The sequence below is a fragment of the Orrella sp. JC864 genome, assembly GCF_037026685.1.
Lineage (GTDB): Bacteria > Pseudomonadota > Gammaproteobacteria > Burkholderiales > Burkholderiaceae_B > Orrella.
This window is the reverse complement of sequence record NZ_JBANET010000008.1, coordinates 35,684-57,455: the sequence shown is the minus strand read 5'-3', so window position 1 is coordinate 57,455 and position 21,772 is coordinate 35,684. Positions and strand designations below refer to the sequence as shown.

The 21,772-nt window shown below is 70.0% G+C and carries 17 protein-coding genes; 5 read left to right on the top strand and 12 right to left on the bottom strand.

All coding sequences use genetic code 11. The features are described from left to right. Positions 1-15: 15 nt before the first annotated feature. From tcuB to V8Z80_RS09750, 6 genes are all read right to left on the bottom strand, one after another. Positions 16-1,257, bottom strand: a complete 1,242-nt coding sequence (gene tcuB, locus V8Z80_RS09775) for a tricarballylate utilization 4Fe-4S protein TcuB (protein ID WP_336061874.1) — start codon at positions 1,255-1,257, stop codon at positions 16-18. Continuing rightward, a complete protein-coding gene (gene tcuA / locus V8Z80_RS09770; protein ID WP_155192194.1) occupies positions 1,244-2,668 on the bottom strand; it encodes an FAD-dependent tricarballylate dehydrogenase TcuA in 1,425 nt (474 codons plus the stop codon). The genes tcuB and tcuA overlap by 14 nt, the downstream gene beginning before the upstream one ends. Before the next feature lie 89 nt (positions 2,669-2,757). Beyond that, positions 2,758-3,678 (bottom strand): LysR family transcriptional regulator, encoded by a 921-nt coding sequence (locus V8Z80_RS09765; protein ID WP_155192192.1) that lies wholly within the window; start codon positions 3,676-3,678, stop codon positions 2,758-2,760. Positions 3,679-3,691: 13 nt separating this feature from the next. After that, positions 3,692-6,052 carry a response regulator gene (locus tag V8Z80_RS09760; protein ID WP_336061873.1) on the bottom strand — a complete coding sequence of 787 codons (2,361 nt, stop codon included), beginning with the start codon at positions 6,050-6,052 and terminating at the stop codon, positions 3,692-3,694. A 2-nt stretch (positions 6,053-6,054) separates the two neighbouring features. Beyond that, positions 6,055-6,531: a response regulator gene (locus tag V8Z80_RS09755; RefSeq protein ID WP_155192188.1), complete on the bottom strand. Its 477-nt coding sequence runs from the start codon at positions 6,529-6,531 to the stop codon at positions 6,055-6,057. Further along, complete coding sequence (locus V8Z80_RS09750) at positions 6,528-8,741, bottom strand: ATP-binding protein (protein WP_336061872.1); 2,214 nt, start codon at positions 8,739-8,741, stop codon at positions 6,528-6,530. The genes V8Z80_RS09755 and V8Z80_RS09750 overlap by 4 nt, the downstream gene beginning before the upstream one ends. Before the next feature lie 222 nt (positions 8,742-8,963). On the opposite strand from V8Z80_RS09750, the gene V8Z80_RS09745 reads away from it, so the two are divergent. The 3 genes from V8Z80_RS09745 (at position 8,964) to V8Z80_RS09735 (ending at position 11,428) form a co-directional block, all read left to right on the top strand. Then, positions 8,964-9,362 (top strand): response regulator, encoded by a 399-nt coding sequence (locus V8Z80_RS09745; RefSeq protein WP_336061871.1) that lies wholly within the window; start codon positions 8,964-8,966, stop codon positions 9,360-9,362. 118 nt (positions 9,363-9,480) lie between these two features. Continuing rightward, positions 9,481-10,509: a patatin-like phospholipase family protein gene (locus V8Z80_RS09740; RefSeq protein WP_155192183.1), complete on the top strand. Its 1,029-nt coding sequence runs from the start codon at positions 9,481-9,483 to the stop codon at positions 10,507-10,509. A 118-nt stretch (positions 10,510-10,627) separates the two neighbouring features. Beyond that, entirely contained in the window at positions 10,628-11,428 is an 801-nt protein-coding gene (locus V8Z80_RS09735) for an enoyl-CoA hydratase/isomerase family protein (RefSeq protein ID WP_336061870.1), read from the top strand. A gap of 102 nt (positions 11,429-11,530) precedes the next feature. Here the strand turns inward: V8Z80_RS09735 and V8Z80_RS09730 are convergent, their stop codons facing one another. Both V8Z80_RS09730 and V8Z80_RS09725 read right to left on the bottom strand, forming a co-directional pair. Beyond that, positions 11,531-12,955: an aspartate ammonia-lyase gene (locus V8Z80_RS09730; RefSeq protein WP_336061869.1), complete on the bottom strand. Its 1,425-nt coding sequence runs from the start codon at positions 12,953-12,955 to the stop codon at positions 11,531-11,533. 177 nt (positions 12,956-13,132) lie between these two features. Beyond that, entirely contained in the window at positions 13,133-14,032 is a 900-nt protein-coding gene (locus V8Z80_RS09725; RefSeq protein ID WP_336061868.1) for a LysR substrate-binding domain-containing protein, read from the bottom strand. Positions 14,033-14,275: 243 nt separating this feature from the next. Between V8Z80_RS09725 and V8Z80_RS09720 the strand changes: the two genes are divergently transcribed. Together V8Z80_RS09720 and V8Z80_RS09715 are read left to right on the top strand one after the other, a co-directional pair. Beyond that, positions 14,276-15,631 (top strand): dicarboxylate/amino acid:cation symporter, encoded by a 1,356-nt coding sequence (locus tag V8Z80_RS09720; RefSeq protein WP_336061867.1) that lies wholly within the window; start codon positions 14,276-14,278, stop codon positions 15,629-15,631. A gap of 59 nt (positions 15,632-15,690) precedes the next feature. Further along, positions 15,691-17,154 (top strand): amino acid racemase, encoded by a 1,464-nt coding sequence (locus V8Z80_RS09715; protein ID WP_336061866.1) that lies wholly within the window; start codon positions 15,691-15,693, stop codon positions 17,152-17,154. Here the strand turns inward: V8Z80_RS09715 and V8Z80_RS09710 are convergent. Genes V8Z80_RS09710 through V8Z80_RS09695 form a run of 4 tightly spaced genes read right to left on the bottom strand, consistent with a single transcriptional unit; the run spans position 17,148 to position 21,755 of the window. Further along, a complete protein-coding gene (locus V8Z80_RS09710) occupies positions 17,148-17,366 on the bottom strand; it encodes a SlyX family protein (protein ID WP_155192172.1) in 219 nt (72 codons plus the stop codon). The genes V8Z80_RS09715 and V8Z80_RS09710 overlap by 7 nt on opposite strands. A 45-nt stretch (positions 17,367-17,411) precedes the next feature. After that, entirely contained in the window at positions 17,412-19,886 is a 2,475-nt protein-coding gene (locus V8Z80_RS09705; protein ID WP_336061865.1) for an NAD-dependent epimerase/dehydratase family protein, read from the bottom strand. 11 nt (positions 19,887-19,897) lie between these two features. Beyond that, positions 19,898-20,659: an alpha/beta hydrolase family protein gene (locus tag V8Z80_RS09700; protein ID WP_336061864.1), complete on the bottom strand. Its 762-nt coding sequence runs from the start codon at positions 20,657-20,659 to the stop codon at positions 19,898-19,900. Next, complete coding sequence (locus tag V8Z80_RS09695; protein WP_336061863.1) at positions 20,646-21,755, bottom strand: DUF3182 family protein; 1,110 nt, start codon at positions 21,753-21,755, stop codon at positions 20,646-20,648. The genes V8Z80_RS09700 and V8Z80_RS09695 overlap by 14 nt, the downstream gene beginning before the upstream one ends. Positions 21,756-21,772: the final 17 nt, after the last annotated feature.

Genomic DNA, 21,772 nt, shown 5'->3' with positions numbered 1-21,772 from the left:
CACAGTCTAACGCCGTCAGTCCGAACCCGCCGCAACGGGATTGGGTTTGCGCTTTTCGATGTTCCACTTGAGCAACGCCGCGCTGCGGTAGATGCCGTGCGCGAACTTGCCGTAGGGCAGCGTCAGGAACAGCGCCATCACGGTGCCCAGGTGGATGGCCAGCAGCAGGCCCATGGCCGAGGTGTCGCGAAACGCCAGCAGCAGCAGGCCGGTCAGGCTGACCACGAACAGCAGCGCGATGAAGCCGCGGTCCATGGGGCGCTGGCGCGTGTCGCCATGCTCGGGGTGGCGGCGCAGGTTCAGCCACAGCAGGCCGGCCGGGCCGATCAGCAGGCCGATGCCGCCGACCGTGCCCAGCAGCACCGGCAGGCTGAGCACGGGATACGGCGCCTGCAGGCCCAGCACGTAGTGGTAGAGCGTGGCCACCGAGGTCGAGGCAAAGCACAGCATAAAGCCGTAGAAAGTGAAGTGGTGAAAGCGCCTGCGCCACAGCGTGAAGGCGTCGTCCGCTTCGTTGCAGCCCTTGCCGTGTCCGCCGTCCAGGTAGCGCAGCCGCAGCGCGTCGTGCGCCGCGCCGGCCACCGCCGCGCCGCTGGCCTGTCCGGGCGAGACGTTGCGCCAGAAGCGCGTCACGCCGATGGCCAGCGCCAGCATGGAAAAGCCGAACACCGTGCCGAACAGCGCCACCAGGGTGTTGTGCGGGAAGATGGCATAGAAGTCGCCGGCCAGCGGCTCGTGCAGCAGCGAACCGGCCGAGGCCACCGCCAGAACCAGGAACAGCGCCAGCGCCAGCGCCGTGGCCATGGCCACGGTCAGGCCGTTGCGCTGGTACAGCCGGCCCATGCCGGCGGGCCAGGCATAGTCGGTGTAGGTCTGCATGCGCACGCGCGCCATGGCCTGCGGCACGTTCACCGCGAACTCGTGCGGCGGGGCGTACTGGCAGGCGTGCAGGCAGGCCCCGCAGTTGTGGCACAGGTTGGCCAGGTAGTTGATGTCGGCCTTGCCGAACTCCAGCCGGCGCGTCATGGCCGGAAACACCGCACAGAAGCCTTCGCAATAGCGGCAGGCATTGCAGATCTGCATCATGCGGGCAACTTCGGCCTCGTCCTCGGTGGTGGGCGAGGCGGGCACGGCGCGGCGCGAGACGAAGCTCACGGGCGCTTCCTTCACGCCGGGGTCGCGGTCGGCGCTGGCGGGCTGGGCCATGGTCGAGGGCATGGCCTGGGCCTGGGCAATAAGGGATTCAAGCGGCTTCACGGGTACTCCTGTTCTTCATGCCTTGCCTGGCGGCCAGGGCAAAACGGGCGGCCTGGGTGCCGGCGATGCGGCCGAAGGCCGTGCCGATGGACATGCCCACGCCGGCGGTGTAGCCCTTGCCCAGCACATTGCCGGCCATCATTTCGCCGGCCACGTAGAGGTTGTCGCTGGGCACGCCGCCGAAGTGCACGGCGGCCTGGTCGTTCACCTTCAGCCCCAGGTAGGTGAAGGTGATGCCCGGACGCACCGGGTAGCCGTAGAAGGGCGGACGGTCGATGGGGCGGGCCCAGTGGGTCTTGGCCGGCGTGAGGCCCTCGGTATGGCAGTCGTCCAGGGCGGTGTGGTCGAAGGTGCCCACGCGGCAGGCCGCGTTGTAGTCCTGCACCGTACGCACGAAGGCCGCGGGGTCCAGGTCCAGCTTGCGGGCCAGTTCCTCCAGCGTATCGGCCTGCGTGCCGGGGAACACCGGCGGCATGAAGCGGCCGATGGCCTTGCTATCGATGATGGAGTAGGCGATCTGGCCGGGCTGCTGGGCCACCAGGCGGCCCCAGATGGCGTAGCGCTTGGGCCAGAAATCCTCGCCCTCGTCGTAGAAGCGCTGCGCCTGGCGGTTGACCACCACGCCCAGCGACACGCAGTCGATGCGCGTGCAGATGCCGCCGTCGTACAGCGGGGCGCGGGCGTCGATGGCCACGCAGTGCGATTGCGAGGGATCGCCGATGCTGTCGGCGCCGGCCTCGATCATGTGCTTGAGCAGCACGCCGCGATTGAAGCGCGTGCCGCGGATCAGGAAGTTGTCGGCCGGCCATTCGCCGCGCTCGTTCTGGCCCCAGGCCTCGCGCAGCCATTCGCGGTTGGACTCGAAGCCGCCGGCCGCCAGCACGCAGGCATGCGCCTCGATCCGTTCATCGCCCACCCAGGCCGCCACGAAGCGCGTGCCGTCCAGCTCGATGCGCTCGACCGGCGCCTGGTAGCGCACCTGCACGCCCAGCGCCTCGGCGCTGCGGTAATAGGCGTTGACCAGCGCCTTGCCGCCGCCCATGAAAAACGCATTGGTGCGCGCCACGTGCAGCGCGCCCGACAGCGGCGGCTGGAAATTGACGCCGTGCTTGCGCATCCAGTCCCTACAGGAGGACGAGGCGCGGATGGTCAGGCGGGCCAGGTGCTCGTTGGTCAGGCCGCCGGTCACCTTCAGCAGGTCCTGCCAGTATTCTTCCTCGGGGTAGGCGTCCACCAGCACGTCCTGCGGCGCATCGTGCATGCAGCGCAGGTTGCGGGTGTGTTGGGAGTTTCCGCCGCGCCATTCGCGCGGGGCGGCTTCCAGCATCAGCACGCTGGCGCCGGCTTCGCGGGCCATCAAGGCCGCGCACAGGGCGGCATTGCCGCCCCCTATGACCAGGACATCCCACATGGGGCTTTACCTTTCTCGTTTCGCAGGGATAGGGCTGGACTATAGGAGGGGCCGCCGCACGCCGCCAGACCCCAAATGCTAAGGGGTGTTCAGTTTTCCTGAAGACTGGCGCCCGGCCAGCGGCGCTCGCGCACCAGCGCGCGGGCGGTTTCGCGCAGCACCACGCGGGCGGCCAGCGCCGCGGGCGAGAGCTCTTCCTCGGGCAGCCCGACCAGCAGGTTCTGGCGCGAAAGTCCCTCGCCGGTCAGCAGGATGCGCCGCAGGCCCAGGTCCTGGCCGGCCGCCGCGCCGGGCTGGATGGTGGCGAAGTCGCCGGCGCGCACCAGCGCCATCAGCGTGGCCAGGCCGTCGATCTCGGCCGTCACGTGCGGCATCTGCCCGGCGCGGGCGAAGGCGGTGTTGATCAGGGTGCGCAGGCCGTGGCCGGGGCTGGGCAGCACCAGCGGCACGCCGCGGATGTCGGCCAGCGTGGCCTGCTCGCCCGGCGGCAGGCCCGCCAGCGCCGGATCGGCCAGCAGGAACAGGTCTTCGCGCAGCAGCGGCGTGACGCTCCAGCGCTGCATCAGGTCGGTGTCGAAGACGATGGCCAGGTCGATCTGCCGGGTGTTCAGCAGGGCCGCCAGGTGGCCCGACAGGCTTTCGGTCATGCGCAGGCGCACGTCCGGATAGCGCTGGCGCATGGTCTGCATGAAGCGCGGCGCCAGCACCGTGGCCGTGGTCGAGGACAGGCCCACGCACACGTGGCCGGAAAGCCGGGCCTGGCGGGCCGCGTCGGCCGCGGCGTCGGCATGGCGGATGGCCAGCTGGGCCTGGCGCAGGAAGGCCAGCCCGGCGTCGGTGGGCGTCACGCCGGTGGAGGATCGGTGCAGCAGCCGCGTGGACAGCTCGCCTTCGAGCCGGCTGATCTGCTGGCTCAGCGCCGAGGTGGCGAGCCCGGCCTCCAGGGCGGCGCGGCCCATGCTGCCCAGTTCGACGACCCGGATGAAATAGCGCAGCTGGCGCAGTTCCATGACGCGGGCCGCCTCAGGCCGGGGCGGCGTTGCCGCAATGCTGGCCGTTGGCCAGGGCCTGCCGCAGCAGGGCGATCAGGTCGTCGCCGCGATAGGGCTTTTGCAGGAAGCGCGTGTACGGATCGTTGGCGAAGGCGGCGCGGATGCCGCTTTCGGTATCGCCGCTCAGGATCACGATCGGCAAGGCGGGGCGGCGCCGGCGCAGGGACTGGGCCAGGTCCTCGCCGCTGCCGTCGGGCAGGCCCAGGTCCACCACGATGGCGGCGAAGCGTTCGAGCTGCGGGTCGGTGCCGGTCTTGCCGCGGGCCTCGGCCAGCGTGACGGCTTCTTCCACCGCCAGGTCGGCCATCTCGAGGATCTCCACCGCCAGCGAGCGCACCAGTTCGTCGTCCTCGACCAGCAGCACCCGCGGGCGGGGCCGGCAATCGAGCATGGCGCGCACGCGCTGGGCCAGCGCAGAGACGGTATACGGCTTGCTGATGAGCGCCACGCCCGGCTCCAGCCGGCCGTTGCTCAGGAGCACGTCCGAGGCGTAGGCCGAGGTAAAGAGGATGGGCAGGTCCGGCCGCATGTCCAAGGCCTGCTGGGCCATCTGCTTGCCGTTGAGCGTGCCCGGCAGGCCCACGTCGGTGAACACCAGCGAGATCTCGGGATGCGCGCGCAGCCGCGCCAGCGCCTGGTGGCCGTCGGCCGCCTCCAGCGTGCGATAGCCCAGGTCGGCCAGCGTGGCCACCGAATGCTGGCGCACGTCCGGGTCGTCCTCGACCACCAGTATGGTCTCCGTGCCGTGGGCGGCAGGCAGCGCCGGGCTTTCGGGGCGCATCGCCTGGGGATCCTCCAGGGCCGCGGCATCCGAGCGCGGCAGCAGCAGCAGCACCGTGGTGCCCTGGCCCGGGGCGGAATGGATGCGCACGTGGCCGCCGCTTTGCTTGACGAAGCCATAGACCTGGCTCAGCCCCAGCCCGGTGCCCTGGCCTTCGAGCTTGGTGGTGAAAAAAGGGTCGAAGGCCTTGGCGATGACCTCCGGCGACATGCCGCTGCCGGTGTCGCTGACTGCCAGCTGCACGTAATCGCCCGGGGTTTTTTCCTTGTTGACGGCGCAATAGGCCTCGTCCAGCGTGCGGTTGGAAGTGCGCAGCGTCAGCGTGCCGCCGTTCTGCATGGCATCGCGCGCGTTGACCGCCAGGTTGATGACGGCGTTCTCGAGCTGGTTGGGATCGACGAAGGTCTGCCAGGCGCGCCGGTCCAGTTCGGTGTGCAGGTGGATATGCTCGCCCAGCGTGCGCCCGAGCAGCACCGACAGGCGCTCGACCAGCTGGTTGACGTTTACGCATTGCGGCGTGAGCGGCTGGCGGCGCGAGAAGGCCAGCAGGCTGCTGGTGAGCTTGGCGCCGCGCTCGGCGCCGCGCACGGCGTTGGCCAGCGCCTGGCGCAGCCGCGCCGGGGTCTCGGGGGTCTGGGCGCGCCGCAGGGTTTCCAGGTTGCCCAGCACGATGGTCAGCAGGTTGTTGAAATCGTGCGCCACCCCGCCGGTGAGCTGGCCGATGGACTCCATTTTCTGCACCTGGCGCAGTTGCGCCTCGAGATCGAGCCGGTGCGAGATGTCGCGTCCCGCGCCATAGAACTGGCCCTCCGGCGTCTTGACCAGCGTCCAGCTGAAGGCGCGCGTCGCGCCCTGGCGGGTGCGGATGCGCAAGTCCAGGTCGCGCACCACGGCGTCGGTGACCAGCCGCGCCATCGAGGAGTGGGCGGTCGCCGCGTCTTCCTCGGCTACCAGGTCGATCAGCGCATGGCCGGCGAGCTCGTGCTCGCGCCAGTCCAGTATCTCGGCCCAGGCGGGATTGGTGGCGCGGATGGTCCCGTCGCCGTCGCAGATGACGAACAGGTCCTGGCTGACCCGCCAGACCAGGTCGCGCTCCTTGGTGCGGGCCTCGACCGCCTGCTCCAGGGTGGCGTTGATCTCCAGCAGCCGCTGCTCGGCGCTGCGGCGCGCGCGGCGCTCGTGGGCTTCGGCCAGGGTGCGCTGCACGGCGTTGGGCAGGCGGTCCAGGCGCTGCTTGACCACGTAGTCGGTGGCGCCGCGCTTGAGCGATTCGATCGCCACTTCCTCGCCCAGCGTGCCCGACACGAAGATGAAAGGCGTATCGGGGCATTTGGCCGAGGCCAGCGCCAGCGCGCTCATGCCGTCGAAGCTGGGCAGCACGTAGTCGGCCAGGATCAGGTTGTAGGTGTCGGCCTCGATGGCCGCAAGAAAGTCCTGGCGCGTCCAGACCCTTTTGATCCGGTGCGCGATGCCCGAGCGCTGCAGATGGGTCTGCAGCAGCTCGGCGTCGATGTCGCTGTCTTCGAGCAGCAGGATGTGCAAGGGGGGCAAGGTCAGGCCTCCGTCACCTTCATGGGGCCGCTGTGCAGGCGACCGGGATGCGGCTCGTTCAGGATGGCCCAGAACATGCCCAGGTCGCGGATGGCCTGGAAGAAGGCCTTGAAATCGACGGGCTTGACCACGAAGGCGTTCACGCCCAGGTCGTAGCTGCGCACCAGGTCGGATTCCTCGCGCGAGGCGGTCAGCATCACCACGGGGATATGGCGCGTGGCCGGGTCGCCCTTGATGCGTTCGAGCACCTCCAGGCCGTCCATCCTGGGCATCTTCAGGTCCAGCAGCACCACGGCCGGGTCCTCGGCGGGACGCTGGGCGTGTGCGCCGCGGCACAGCAGCCAGTCGAGCGCCTCGACCCCGTCGCGGGCCGTGATCACTTCGTTGGCCAGCTGGCAGCGCTCCAGCGCCACCAGCGTCAGTTCAAGGTCCTTGGGATTGTCTTCGACCAGCAGGATCTTCTTGAGCGGCGTTGTCATGGGACGGTCTCGTTGCGGTCTGGAATGGAAAAGAAGAAGGTGGCGCCCTTGTCGGGTTCGCCCTCGGCCCATACCTTGCCGCCGTGGCGCTCGGCGATGCGCTTGACGTTGGCCAGGCCGATGCCGGTGCCTTCGAATTCCTCCATGCGATGCAGGCGCTGGAAAACGCCGAACAGTTTGCCGACATAGCGCATGTCAAAGCCCACGCCGTTGTCCGATACCGAGAAGACGGCGTTGGCCCCTTGCTTCTCGCGCCGCACGCGTATGATGGCATGTTCGCGCCCGCGGGTGTACTTGATGGCATTGCCCAGCAGGTTCTGGAAAACCTGGCGCAGCATGCCGGCATCGCCCACCACCGTGCCCAGCGGATCGATATGCCAGGTGATGTCGCGCCCGCGGGTATCCGGCTCGAGCATCTGCAGGCACTCCCTGACCGTGCGGTCCATGTTGACCCGGTCGCGGGCCAGCGCCACGCGCCCGGCCTGGGAGAAGTCGAGCAGGCCGTCCACCAGCCGCCCCGCTGTGTGCGCGCTTTCGATGATGGTGTCCACGTAGCGCAGCGCGCGCGGCTGGTCCCGCAGCACCTCGACTTCCTTGAGCAGCTCGGCATAGCCCACGATGTGGCGAAACGGCGCGCGCAGGTCGTGCGAGACCGAGTACGAGAACGCCTCCAGCTCTTTGTTGCTGCGCCGCAATTCGTTGGACAGCTCGGCCAGCTCCTCGGCCTTGCGCATGACGATGCCCAGGATGGCGTTGCGCAGCGAGGCCGCCGCGTCCACCTGCGCCGGCGTCCAGGGCTCGCTGCGATGGCGCAAGGTTTCCTTCCAGACTTCGAAGGACTTGCGCGGGTGCAGCCGCTCGTCGGGCTCCGCCGCCTTGCGCGGATCCCCGCCCCAGCTGACCGTCTGCACCAGCTCGGGACGGAACCACAGCACGTAGCTGCGGTGCAGCTGCGAAACCGAAATGGCCAGCACGCCGCTGGCCTGCGCCGACAGGCCGGCGCCGTCGGGCCACAGCGCGGGCAAGCGGTCGGTGGCAAAGACCTCCTGGCCGGCCTGCTCGGCGGCCAGCCAGCCGGCCAGCTGCAGGATGCGCCCGGCCGGCGGCGCCTGGCCGATGCGCAGGCATTCGTCCTCCAGCACCACGGCCGCGCCGACGGCCTGCGTCAGGCCGAGAAAGGCTTCGGGCCGCCGGGCCAGGCCGTCGGCGAAATGCCGGGCCTGCGCCATCGAGGACAGCAGTTCGGTCTGCAAGGCTTGCAGCGAGACGCGCTCGGCGGCATCGGCGGCGCGATGCTTGCCGGCCAGCTGCATGGCGACGATCTGGGCCAGGAAGTCGCAGGCGGCGCGCACCTGGGTGGGCACGCGGCGCGGCTCGCTGTGGTGACAGGAAACCAGGCCCCAGAGCTGGCCGTCCACCAGTAGGGAGAACGACATGGAGGCCGGCGTGCGCATGTTGCGCATGTACTGCAGGTGCATGGGCGAGACGCTGCGCAGCACCGAGTAGCTCAGGTCCAGCGGCTGCGCCTGCGGATTGTGCGCAAGCAGCGGCACGGGCTCGTAGTCGACGTCGGGGATGAGCCGGATGCGGTTCAGGCGGTAAAGCTCGCGCGCCTGGGCCGGGATGTCGGCGGCCGGAAAGCGCAGGTCCAGGTAGGAGGGCAGCCGCTCGTTGCGGGACTCGCCCACCACGGTGCCGTTCCAGGCGGCGTCGAAGCGGTAGACCAGGACCCGGTCAAAGCCGGTCATCTCGCGCATCAGCCGCGCCGTCAGGCCATGGAGGGTTTCCACGCGCTCTTGGGCGCGGATCAGTTCGACGCTGGCCCGGATTTGCGGATACAGCGCATCGAGCGAGGCCTGCGCGCCGGGTTCGAGCGCTTCGAATTCCAGGACGAATTCGTCCCCGGCGGCATGCGAGGACACGCTACAGGAATGCCCGTTGTAGACCTGGACGGCGTGGAAAACCGGCTCTTGCAGATGCGGGCCCTGCGCCAGCCGGGCCTGCACGCCGGCGGGCAGCGGCTCGATCGCCTCGCGCCAGTCCCGGCCCAGCAGCGACCGCGGCGCGCGGCCCAGGTATTGGCCGGCATTGGCGCTGATGCGGGAGATACGTTGCGAGCCGATATCGACGGCAACGAGAAAGCCGTGCGGCTGTATGCTGCCCGGAACGCGTATGGGCTCGTGCTCGCAGGGCTCGGCGCGGTCGGTCATCAAAGCGTCGGCACTTTCCAGAAGAAGATAAGCGTTACCAGATCTGCCGATTATAGGCGGGGGGCCTGCGCCCTATGGGCCCGCCCGGGGCGGCAAAAAGTAAAAATGCGCGGCGGACTGCAATATACGGTTAACTTTACCGACACGAAAATTGCTATGCTGCGCCTGCGCTGTCCGATCGGATATTGCGCCCGCGTCTGCCGAAGGACGATCCCGCTATCGATGAGTACTTCTTCCTCCTCCGCACCTGTGGTGCTGGCCGTCGACGACGACGACCTGGTTCTTGACGTCATGCTCCAGTCCCTCGAGGAACTGGGCTATCACCCCGTGGGCGCAGCCAACGGCGGCGAGGCCCTGGGCGTGCTGGAAGACCAGACGCCGGTGGCCTTGCTGGTGACCGACGTGCGCATGCCCGGCATGAGCGGCATCGAGGTGGCCAAGGCGGCGCGCCAGCGCCGGGCCGACCTGCCGGTGCTGTTCGTCACCGGTTTCAGCACGCAGTTCACCGACGCCAACCTGGCGCTGGACCGGGGCATGGCCTTGTTGCGCAAGCCTTACACCCTGGAGGCGCTTGAAAGCGCCATCAAGCAGCTGATGGACGCCTCGGCGGCGCGCCACTGACCCGCGCGGCGCATTGCGCTGCACAAAATTCTCACATCTCTACAATGATGAGCAAGGTGCCCGCGGCCGCCAGCGCGGCGGCCGCGGGCCGGATCAGCCCGCGCCAGGAGCCTTGCCCATGCCCGTCCAGTCCGCTCCCTTCACGATCGATTTCGCCTTGCAGGGCGGCGGCGCCCACGGCGCCTACACCTGGGGCGTGCTGGACCGTTTCCTGCAAGAGCCCGGCCTGCGGGTGGACGGCATTTCGGGCACCTCGGCCGGCGCCATGAACGCGGTGGTGCTGGCCGACGGCTATGCCGAGGACGGCGCCGAGGGCGCCCGGGCCGCGCTCGAGCGATTCTGGCGCCGCGTCTCCGAGGCGGCCCTGTTCAGCCCGCTGCGGCGCAGCCCGCTGGACGTGCTGCTGGGGCGCTGGACGCTGGACTACTCGCCGTCCTACCTGGCCTTCGATTTCGCGGCCCGGCTGGTCTCGCCCTACGACCTGGCGCCGGTGGCCTTCAACCCGCTGCGCGAAGTGCTCGAGCAAAGCGTGGACTTCGAGCGGCTGGTGGCCTCGAAGGTGCGCCTGTTCGTGACCGCCACCAATGTGCGCACCGGCCGCGGGCGGGTGTTTCGCAACGCCGAGCTCAACCCCGACGTGCTGCTGGCCTCGGCCTGCCTGCCCACGCTGTTCCAGGCGGTGGAGATCGACGGCGATCCCTATTGGGACGGCGGCTACTCGGGCAACCCGACGATCACCCCGCTGGTGCGCGACTGCCGCTGCAGCGACGTGGTCCTGGTGCAGATCAACCCGGTCGAGCGCGAGGGCGGCGCGCCGCGCGGCGCGCGCGAGATCCAGAACCGGCTCAACGAGGTGTCGTTCAACGCCTGCCTGCTCAAGGAATTGCGCATGATCGCCCTGATGCGCAGCCTGGACGATCCCGGCCGCGGCGAGTGCGCCCGCTGGGCCGGCATGCGCATCCACCGCGTGGCCAGCGCGGCGCTGGGCGGGCTGGGCTATTCGTCCAAGCTCAACGCCGAATGGGCCTTTCTCTGCATGTTGCGCGACGAGGGGCGGCGCTCGGCCGACGCCTTCCTGAAGGCGCATCGCCAGGACATCGGCAAGCGTTCCACCCTGGACCTGGACACCTACCTGGAAGGCATCTAGCCCGTCCGGGCCCAAGGTCCGTTATGCTGCGAGCATGCCAGCCGGTGCCGGCCTTGCTGCCGCGCCGCCCGGGCGCACGCGGTGCGCCCGCAGGCATCAACGATAACGAGGAGCGAGCATGAATTCCGATACCCAGACCGTCGAGCAGGACCTGCTGGTGCAGGCCGACGGCCCCGTCCTGCGCATCACCTTCAACCGGCCGCAGGCGCGCAACGCCATGAAGCTCACCATGTACGAGCAACTGGCGCAGACCCTGGGCGCGCTGCACGAGCAGCCGCAGATCCGGGTGGTGGTGTTGCGCGGCGCGGGCGACAAGGCCTTTGCCAGCGGCACGGACATCTCGGAATTCAAGCGCTTCTCCAGCGCGCAGCACGCCATCGACTACGAGCACACCATCTCGCGCATCCTGGGCGTGATCGAGAACTGCCCGGTGCCCACCATCGCCGCCATCGCCGGCGCCTGCACCGGCGGCGGCATGGGCATCGCGGCCTGCTGCGACCTGCGCATCGCCGCGGGCAACGTGCGCTTTGGCATGCCCATGGCGCGCACCCTGGGCAACTGCCTGTCGGCCACCACGCATGCGCGGCTGGCCGCGCTGATCGGCCCGGGCCGGGTCAAGGACCTGCTGCTGACCGCCCGCCTGGTGGAGGCCGACGAGGCGCTGCGCTGGGGCCTGGTCAGCGAGGTGCTGGCCGACGAGGCCGCCCTGCAGGCGCGCGCCGACGAGCTGGCCGCCACCATCGCCGGCCATGCCCCCCTGACCATGCGGGTGACCAAGGAAACCCTGGCGGCGCTGGCCCCGCCCGTGCCGGCCGAGCTGGAGGAGCAGCTGCTGCTCAAGGCCTACCTGTCGCAGGATTTCGCCGAGGGCGTGGCGGCGTTCCTGGAGAAGCGGGAGCCGCGTTGGAGCGGGAAATAGCTTGAGGGCAGGGCGCGATTGATTTTGGCGAGGGTGTGTGGCTTGATGGGTGGGCGGCTTGCTTGACGGCCGGCCTCGGCGGACGTGTCCAGGCGGACGTGTTCAAACGGACGCCCCATCGGCCACCACCGCCCGAGGCCCCGTCAACGCCTCCACCTGCAAGGCCGCCCCCAGCGCCTCCTTGCCCATCAGCCCCTTCTCCAGCACCAGCTCGGCGACCCCGCGCCCGGTGCGCAGCGCCTCGCGGGCTACCCAGGTGGCCTCCTCGTAGCCGATGTGCGGGTTCAGCGCCGTGGCCAGGCCGGCCGAGCGCCGCACGCGTTCGGCCAGCAGTTCGCGGTTGGCGGTGATGCCCGCCACGCAGTTGGCGGCAAGGGTGCGGCAGCCGGCCGTCAGATGCTCGATGCTCTTGAACAGCGAGTAGCCGATGATGGGCTCGAAGGCGTTGAGCTGCAGCTGCCCGGCCTCCGAGGCCATGGTGATGGTCATGTCGTTGCCGATGACCTCGAAGGCGATCTGGTTGACCACCTCGGGGATCACGGGATTGACCTTGCCGGGCATGATCGAGGAGCCGGCCGCGCGCTCGGGCAGGCGGATCTCGTTAAAGCCGCCCTGCGGTCCGCTCGAGAGCAGGCGCAGGTCGTTGCATACCTTCGAGAGCTTGCAGGCGATGCGCTTGAGCACCCCCGAGAGCTGCACGAACGAGCCGGTGTCCTGCGTGGCCTCGATGAGGTCCTGGGCGGGGACCAGGCGTACGTCCGCGAACTCGGCCAGCAAGGCGGTGGCCAGGCGGGCGTAGCGGATGTCGGTGTTGATGCCGGTGCCGATGGCGGTCGCGCCCAGGTTGATCTCCTGGATCAGCGCCGTGGCCTCGCGCAGCCGCGCGATGTCCTCGCCCAGCATGACCGCGTAGGTCATGAATTCCTGGCCGAGCGTCATCGGCACGGCCTCCTGCAGCTGGGTGCGTCCCATCTTCAGCACGTCGGCGAACTCCGAGGCCTTGGCCTGGAAGGCCGCCTGCAGCGCGTCCATGGCCTGGAGCAGGGCGTCGATGGCGAACACCATCGCCAGCTTGAGCGTCGTCGGGTAGACGTCGTTGGTGCTTTGCGACATGTTCACATGGTTCAAGGGGTGCACGGCGGCGTACTCGCCCCTGGGCCGGCCCAGCTTTTCCAGGGCCAGGTTGGCGATGACCTCGTTGGCGTTCATGTTGGTGGAGGTGCCCGCCCCGCCTTGGATCACATCCACGACGAACTGGTCGTGCAGGCGGCCCGCCTCGATGTCCGCGCAGGCTGCGGCGATGGCCTGCGCGCGCCGCGCATCGAGCTGCCCCAGCTGCTGGTTGGCGCGCGCGGCGGCGCGCTTGACCAGCGCCAGCGCCCGCACCAGCTGCGGGTAGGTGCCGATGGCGCGGCCGCTGATGCGGTAGTTCTCCAGCGCGCGCAGGGTATGGATGCCCCAGTAGGCTTGGGCGGGGACTTCGCGTTCGCCCAGGAGGTCGTGTTCGATGCGTGTCGTGGTATGCATGGTCAGGGTCCCGGTAGGAAAATGCGACCATTCTGACCAGGCTTGGCCGTGCACCTGATGCTGTTTGCCAATCGCCCATGTCGCCCGCGCATGGACGAGCCCGCGCGGGGACGGGTGCCGGCCGGGTGGGACGGGCGGCGGTCGCAGGCGGGACGGCGGGCAAGACGGCGTGCGGCCTCAGGCCGCCGCCTGGGCGCAGGCGGCCCATACCCGCTCGACCTCGGGGCGGGCGGCTTCGGCCTTGCGAAACAGCGAGATGGCCAGGGGCGCCGCATGGCGCTCGTCGCCGGCCAGCACGAGCGTGCCGGCGGCCAGCTCGTCGCGCACCGCCCGCTCGGGAATCCATGCCACGCCCGCGCCGGCCAGGGCGCCGCGCTTGAGCACGTCGGACATCGAGCATTCGTAGCCGAATTCGAGCCGGGACGACAGGGCCTCGCGCTCGATCACCGCGGCGGCGACCCGCCCGAGGTAGCTGGTGCCCGCATAGCACAGGTAGGGCAGGGTCTTGCGCCCGACCAGGGCGTAGCGGGGCTGGCCGCCGGCGGCCGGGGCGCTGACCGGCACGAGCCGTTCCCGGGCGAGCGTCATCGAGGGATACCGCCCGATGTCGGCCAGGGTGGGCAGCGCCGGGCTGCTGTAGCTCAGCATCAGGTCGCAGCTGCCGGCGATCAGCGCTTCGACGCATCCGGCGACGTGGTCGGCGATGATGCGCGCCTTGACCGGGCCGATGGCCGCCTGCAGCCCGGCGTGCCAGTCGGCGAAGAAGCTGACCGCGATGGTATGCGAGGCGGCGATCGCCACGACCTCGTCGGCCTTGGGCAGGAAGCCCTGCGCCTCCTCGCGGCCGGCGCGCAAGGTGTCCAGCGTCTCCTGCGCCGTCTTGCGGAAGGCCTCGCCCGCCGGGGTCAGGCCGATGGGAAACAGGCTGCGGTCGATCAGCACCGCGCCCACCCAGTATTCGAGATTGCGGATGCGCCGGCTGAAGGCCGGCTGGGTGACGTTGCGCAGTTCCGCCGCGCGCGAGAAATTGCGGGTGACCGCCAGCGTCAGGAAATCCTCCAGCCAGTTCACTTCCATCGCGTTCTCCACGGGGTCCGCGCCGGCCGCGGCGCCCGCGCAGTGTACCGCCGGCCGGCCGAAGCCGGATCCATGCATGAAATGCATGCCGCATCCAAAAGATGAATTGGGCAAGTAGCGCCGCGCCGCTGTATTAATGCGTCACCCAGGCCGCCGAAGCCGTTTTTTCCCTGCCCAGCGGGGATGCGCACACGCGGCCATCCAATGACCCCCCGGGCGACCGGGCATAGACCAGGAGACACCATGACCACCCAATCCTCGCCCGCGCGCCGCGGGCTGTTCGCGTACTGGACGGCAATGCCCTTGTGGAAGCAGATTTTCATCGCGCTGACCCTGGGCCTGGTCGTGGGGGTGGCGCTGAACCAGACGGGCAACGCGGCGCTGGCCGCCAGCATCAAGCCGGTCGGCGATCTGTTCGTGCGGGCCATCAGGATGCTGATCGTTCCGCTGATATTCGTCTCGCTGGTATGCGGCGTGGCCTCGCTGCAGGACCTGGCCGCCATGGGGCGCCTGAGCGCCAAGACCCTGATCCTGTACATGGTGACCACGGCGGCGGCGATCTCCATCGGCCTGGCCCTGGCGGTCGTGTTCCAGCCGGGGGTGGGCATCGACCTGGGCGCGGCCAAGAGCGTCACGCCCAAGGAGGCGCCGTCCATCACGCAGACGCTGCTGGAGCTGGTGCCGACCAATCCGGTCGAGGCCTTCGCCACCGCCAACGTCCTGCAGATCATCGTGTTCGCGATCCTGTTCGGCCTGTCCATCGTGCTGGCGGGCGATGCCGCCAAGCCGGTAAAGCGCTTCTTCGATTCCGCGGCCGATGTCATGTACAAGCTGACCTCGATCGTCATCTCCTTCGCCCCGTATGGCGTCTTCGCGCTGATGGCCTGGGTCGCCGGGACCTACGGGCTGGAGCTGCTGGCCCCGTTGGCCAAGATCATCGCGCTGGTCTATGCCGGCTGCATCCTGCATGCCGTGGCGGTCTATGGCGGGCTGCTCAGGTTCGTCGCCCGGCTCAATCCGCTGCGCTACTTCCAGGGCAGCATCGAGCCGGTGATGGTGGCCTTCACCAGCACCTCCAGCGCCGGGACGCTGCCGGTCACGATGATGTCGGCCGAACGCAACCTGGGCGTCTCGCGCGGGGTGTCGAGCTTCGTGCTGCCGCTGGGCGCCACCGTCAACATGGACGGCACCGCCTTGTACCAGGGCGTGTGCGCGGTATTCATCGCCCAGGCCTACGGGCTGGACCTGGACAGCAGCCAATACCTGACCATCGTGCTGACCGCCACCCTGGCGTCCATCGGCACCGCCGGGGTGCCCGGCGCCGGGCTCATCATGCTTTCGCTGGTGCTGGCCTCGGTCGGCCTGCCGCTGGAGGGCATCGCCATCATCGCCGGCATCGACCGGATCCTGGACATGGCCCGCACGGCGCTGAACGTGGCCGGCGATTGCGCCGTGGCCTGCGTGGTGGCGCGCAGCGAGGGCGAACTGGACCAGCGCGTCTACGACACGCCCCACGTGCTCAAGGCCGACGAACTGCTGGCCGCCCGGGATGGCGTGCCGGACGGCGACCTGGCCGAGCCTGCGCGCGGTTCGGCCTGAGCCGGGCCAGGCGGCCGGCCGGCGATTTTCCAAGCGACACGACCGAATAGAGGCAAGCCATGCCCGAATGCAGCAAGAACGCTCCCGCCCGGCGCAGATATGGCGTGGTGGGCGGGCCGGGCGCCGTGGCCGGCGCCGACGTGCTGGTGAAGATGATCCGCGCCGCCGGGGCCGGGGCCGATGCCGGCGTGCCGGCTCCCGACATCGCCTTCGAGCAGCGCGGTTTGCAAGAGCGGCCGGGCATCGCCCAGGACGGCTACGATCCCACCCTGCGCAAGTTCCATGTCTACGACGCGCTCAAGGACATGCAGGCGCGCGGCGTGGACGTCGCCCTGGTGCCTTGCTTCGTCTCGCATACTTTCCTGCACGAGATCGCGCCGCAGCTCGGGCTGCGCCTGGTCAGCCTCTTTGACGCCCTGCGCGCGTGGATCGCGCGCGAGCATGCCGGGATCGGGACCATAGGCGTGCTGGCCTCTCCCTACGTCCGCCAGTCGGGTCTTTTCGAGCGCGAACTGGGCGGGCTGGCCCGGATCGTCCATCCCGGCCAGGCGGCGCAGCGCCAGCTGATGGACGCCGTCTACGGCCCGCAGGGGCTGCGCGCGGGCCGCCAGGACGGCGATTGCGTGGCGCTGCTGGCCCAGGCCTGCGCCGACCTGGCCGGCCAGGGCGCGCAGATCATCGTCCCGGGAATGACCGAGCTGCCGGTGCTGGCCGAGGCGCTGCGCCCGCTGGCGCCCGTCCCGCTGCTGGATGTGAACGCCATCTACGCGCAGTTCGCCCTGGGCGTGGACGGCGCGCCGCCGCCGTGCGAGTTCAAGCTGGGCGTGCTGGGCGGCGTGGGCCCGGCCGCGACGGTGGATTTCATGCGCAAGGTGGTCGATCTCACGCAGGCCGGCCGCGACCAGGACCACATCAAGATGGTGGTCGAGCAGAACCCCCAGATTCCCGACCGCACCGCCAACCTGGTGGGCGGCGGCGACGATCCGACCATCCCGCTGTTGGCCACCTGCCAACGCCTGCAGGCCGGCGGCGCGCACGCCATCGCCATCCCCTGCAATACCGCCCATGCCTATGTGGACCGCATCCAGCCTTACCTGCAGATCCCGATCGTGAACATGTTGTCCGAAGTGGCGGCGCACCTGCGCGAGCGCCTGCCCGCGGCGTCCCGGGTCGGGCTGCTGGCAACCTCGGGCACGGTGGCAAGCGGCGTGTATCGCGCGGTGATCGAGGCCGCCGGCATGCGCCTGCTGGTGCCCGATGCCGCCCACCAGGCGCGCGTGATGCAAGCCATCTACGGCCCCAGGGGCGTCAAGGCGGGCTACACCAGCGGGGCCTGCAGCGAGCACCTGGCGGCGGCCATTGCCCACCTGGCCGGCCAGGGCGCCCAGGCGCTCATCCTGGGCTGCACCGAGCTGCCCCTGATCGCGCTGGCGCCCGGACAGGGCGGCCAGGCCGAGCTGGTCGACCCCACCGCGATACTGGCCGCCCGCTGCGTGGACCTGGCCCGGCGGCGCGCTCAGTAATGCGGCGGCAGCTCCTCGCGCAGGCTGCGCGCCGTTGCCGCGCCGTCCGGCCCGGCCTGCTCGCGCAGGGCCGCGATCTCGCGCACCAGCACCTCGATCTGGCGCTGCTGGCGGAATACGGTTTCGTTCAGCTGGTCCAGCATGTCGTCGGCCAGGCAGGCCTTGATCTCCAGCTCTGTCAGCCGCTTGCGTAGCTCGTCGATATCGTCCATGCCCCTATTAGACACCGGGCGCCGGCCGCCGGGCGGGCGGCCGGTTCAGAAGATCAGCCGCTCGAAGCCGCCGTAGCGGGACTGGATGCGCCCGCGCGGCACCGCCAGCGCCGCCAGCGCCAGGCCGGCCAGGACCGCGGCGCCGGCCTGCAGGACGCCCTGGCCGTAGACCAGGCCCACCACCGCCAGGCCCAGGCCCAGCGGGACCAGCAGCAGCCGCACCGGCCGCGCCACCTCGGCGGCGGCCACCGAGATGACCGTCAGGGCCAGCGCGCCCACCAGGTGGTCGGCGTTGGCCATCGTCCCCTCGGTGCCCAGCGTCACGCGGGTGAACATCAGCCATACGCCGATGGCGGCGGCCAGCCAGAGGTTCCACGGCATCGACACCCCGCCCAGCGTAATGTCGGCCAGGATGCGGCCCGGCCGGCGGTCGAACTCGTCCACCGGCTTGCCGCGCTCGCCCTCGTCGGTGTCGCCGAACAGGAACACGCGCAGCAGGCTCTTGCCGGCGCGGCGGCGGCGCCTGAGAAACTGCAGCACGGCCAGCAGCTCGTCCAGCGAATAGGGGATCTGGACCAGCATGGCGGCCGCGCCGATCAGCGCCAGCGTGCTCCAGGTGCCGATGACGATGGGCTGGATGATGACGAAGGTGATCGAGACGATGCCCAGCGGGGCGATCATCAGCCCGAACAGGAACACCAGCCAAGGCATGGTGCGCCAGCGTGCGCGCGAGCCGATCACGCCGGTCAGTATCTCCAGCATGTAGGTGTAGCCGCCCACGGCCGCATCGGGCACCGGCCAGGCTTTGGACACCGACGAGGTGATGATCTCCTCGGTACCGTTGCGCGGGTCGCCCGGCGCGCCGGCGAAGAAGGGTTCCCACACGCCGTCGACGTGGCCCATCTGGTAGGCGGCCAGGTAGCGCGAGACGTACAGCCCCACCAGGGCCAGCGCGATGATGGGCACGCGCTGCGTCCAGTCCGACGGGCTGTAGCTCCAGCCGGGCGGGATGTCCGGGCCGGTCATGCGCGCCAGCGGCGAGGTGCCCGGCTCGGGCTTGAGCGCCACCGCCAGGCCCAGCGCCAGCCCGCCCACCAATGTGTCGGACAGATAGGCCGCGGCGTTGGCGGTCCAGAAGCAGAAGGGCGCGGCCATGATCAGCGCCCCGATGGCCGCGCAGGCCCAGCGCGCGAAGGACATGCGCCAGGACAGCGACAGGGCGGCGAAGATCACCAGCAGCGTGCCCAGCACGATTTCCGTGCCGCGCAGCAGCGGCTCGGTGACCCCGATCAGCGGCGGCTGCGTGATCAGCCAGGTGCCCAGCGCGATGTTCACGAAATGCGGCCAGCGGTGTTCGGCATGCTGCGCGCGGTACAGCGCCTCGTTGCGCGCCCGCAGCGCCTCGGGATCCTGCACCGACCGGGCCAGTTCGGCCAGCGTCGGCGGCGGCGTCACGCCGTTGGCCTTGTACCAGCGCAGCGGGTCGCGCTTGAGGTTGGCCACGATCTGCGGCAGCACGTCGCGCAGCCGGCGCCGCGCGCGCCAGCCCAGCAGGCGCTCGGCGCGCCGCGTATCGAGCGCATAGTGCGCGTGCGACATGGCCACCATATAGGGTCGGATGAACGGCTTTTCCCCCTGGTCCAGCGCGTCGGGCACCACCGGCTCGAGCTTGTCCTGCGCCCAGGCCCCGGCCGCGGCCAGCGGCTTGGGCAGGCGCATCGTGGGCCACTCCTGCTCGCCATGCACCAGCTGGCCGATCTGCTCCTGCAAGGTGCCATAGCCCACGCCTTCGCTCTCGCCGATCAGCAGCTCCGTATCCGGCGGCAGGGTGCGGCGCCGCGCAAGCGTGCGCGCCACCGCGTCGATCATGTCCTCGCGGTGCAGCATGGACTGGCCCACCAGCGTGGACGAGGAGTAGAAATGGCTTTCGAAGTCGCGTTCGTAGATGCGCGCGATCTGCTGGGCCAGCGTCGGCACCACGGTATGTTCGTCGTAGACGCCGGCCAGGCGCAGGATGGCGTAGGGCACCGGGCCGCATTCGGCGCGCACCACCTGTTCGGCCTGCAGCTTGGATTGCGGATAGACGTAAAGCGGATCGAAGGGCTGGCTTTCGTCGATCAGTTCGCCGGGCCGGCATGGCGCGTGGACCAGCATGGTGCTGGCGTACACGAAGCGCTCGAGCTCGAAGTCCCGCAGCGCGCGGATCAGCCGGCGCGTGCCGTCGACGTTCACCGACTGGTAAAGCGGGTTGGGCTTGCCGCTGGAGTCGAAATAGGCCACCAGGTGCACCACGCCGGCCAGGCGCTTGCCGAAATCCTCGCCGATCCGCTGCAGCACTTCCCGGACCGAGGCGTCCGAGGCCAGGTCCACTTCGTAGACGGGATAGTCCAGGCCCTCGGGCGCTTTCCTGTCCATGCCGACGATCCGGTAATCGTCGGCCAGCGCCTGGGCCAGCGAGCGCCCCAGGTTGCCCGCGGCGCCCGTGATGAGCAGGACGGGAAGTTCGGACGGCTCGGTCATGGCGTGCTCCCTTATTCGGTATGCGTGGCGCGTCCGCCCACGCGCGCGCCGACCACCATCTCCTCGACCCAGTTCTGCAGCAGGGAGGTGTAGGCGCGCTGCGCGTCCTTGTCGGTCAGGGCGTGGTCGGCCCCGTCGATGATGCGGTGGGTCAGCGAGTGCGAGCGGGAGAAGGCCCCGCGATAGCTCATGATGGTGGAATGGGGGATGAGGTCGTCGTGCTCGGCCTCGACGATCAGTACGTCGCCGGTGAAGGCCGAGCAGGCCCCCAGGGCCCGGTTCTCGTGCGGCAGGACATGGGAGTTGCGGTAGGCCAGCAGCGCCTCGCGGTCGAGCTGGCGCTTGGGCACCGTCCACTCGTCATCCTTGTACAGCGCGGGCACGTGCAGCGCGAGCCAGCGCACCGCGCGCAAGGTGGTCAGGATGGCGGCCAGGTAGCCCCCGTAGCTGCTGCCCACCACCGCGATGGCGCGCGGGTCCACCAGCGGATGATTGCGCAGGCGGTCGTAGGCGGCCACCACGTCTTCCATGTTGTCCTCGCGCGAGATCATCGTCTGCTGGGCTTCGGTGGCGGCGTGGCCGCGCAGGTCGAAGGTCAGCGAAATGCAGCCCAGCCCGGCGATGCGCTTGGCGCGCGACAGGTCGAACTTCTGGCTGCCGCCCCAGCCGTGGATGAACAGCACGCCGGGCAGCTTGGCGTCGGGTGCAAGAAACGTGGCGTCCAGCCGCTGTCCCGCGACTTCTATGCTGGCCGACTCGCTATGCGTACCCATGCTCGATGACCCCTCCCGATTTGCGCAGCCTGCCCACCGTCGGGTCCAGGCCCTCGTAGACGATGACAAATCCGTCCGGCAGCGCTTCGGGATCCTCGCCATAGCGTTCCTGGGTGCCGGCCAGCACCCAGCGCAGGCCGGGATCGTCGCGAAAGGCCCGCAGCGCGGCCAGCTCGGCCACGCTGGCCCCGCCCGCGCGCCAGGACTGCTCCAGCACGCCCATGCGCACGCGCCCCTGGGCGTCGCGGCCCAGGGCCACGTCGTAGTTGCGCCGCGAGGCCACGATGTCCGGATAGCAGGCCAGCGCCTGGGCGTCGTAGCGCATGGCCAGCTCGATGGCGCGGCGCTCCTGCGGCGCCAGGTCCAGCTCGCGCAGCCGATCGAAGCCGCCGTGCGCCACCCGCAGCAAGGAGCCGCCATAGACCTGCTCGCCCCGGTTGTCCGGCGTGAGCGACTGGGTGCCCACGTAGGCGGCGGTCTGCCCGCCCACGTGCACGATGCCCACGCTGTAGGTCGTCACCTCCTGCAGGTTCTCCTCCAGCACCAGGCCGGCCTGGCAAGCCCGCTCGTCGCAGGCCTGCAGGGCCTGCTCCAGCGCCTGGGCCGATTCGATGACCACCTGCCCGCGCCCGCCCACGCCGTCGGCGGGCTTGAGCCGCAGCGCGCCGTGCGCCAGCAGCTGCCGGCCGGCCTGGCGGGCCTCGTCGCGGTCGAAGGCGGTGTAGCCGCGCAGCACCACGTCGGCCAGCGCCGGCCCTAGGGCATGCGACCAGCCCGCCGGCGCCCGGGCCCGGGGCCCGACCAGCGCGTGGCTGACCGCCTTGGTGGCCACGAAGGCATGCGGCACCAGGCCGCCGAACAGGTCATGCAGGTCCTGGATGCCAAGCTGGCGCGCCAACGCCGCGCCTACCAGCGTCTCGCAGGGGACCAGGTAGCGCGGGCGCGCGGCGCCGGGCGGGCCGGCCGGCCCGGCGCCGGCAAGCAGTCCGGCCAGCATGCCGGCCCAGTGCTGCTGGGTGGCGCGTTCGTGTTCCGGCGCGCTGGCGCGCGGATGCACGACGATCGCCGGGTGCGGGGCCTTGCATTCGGGGCTCATGGATGCGCGTCGGTCGT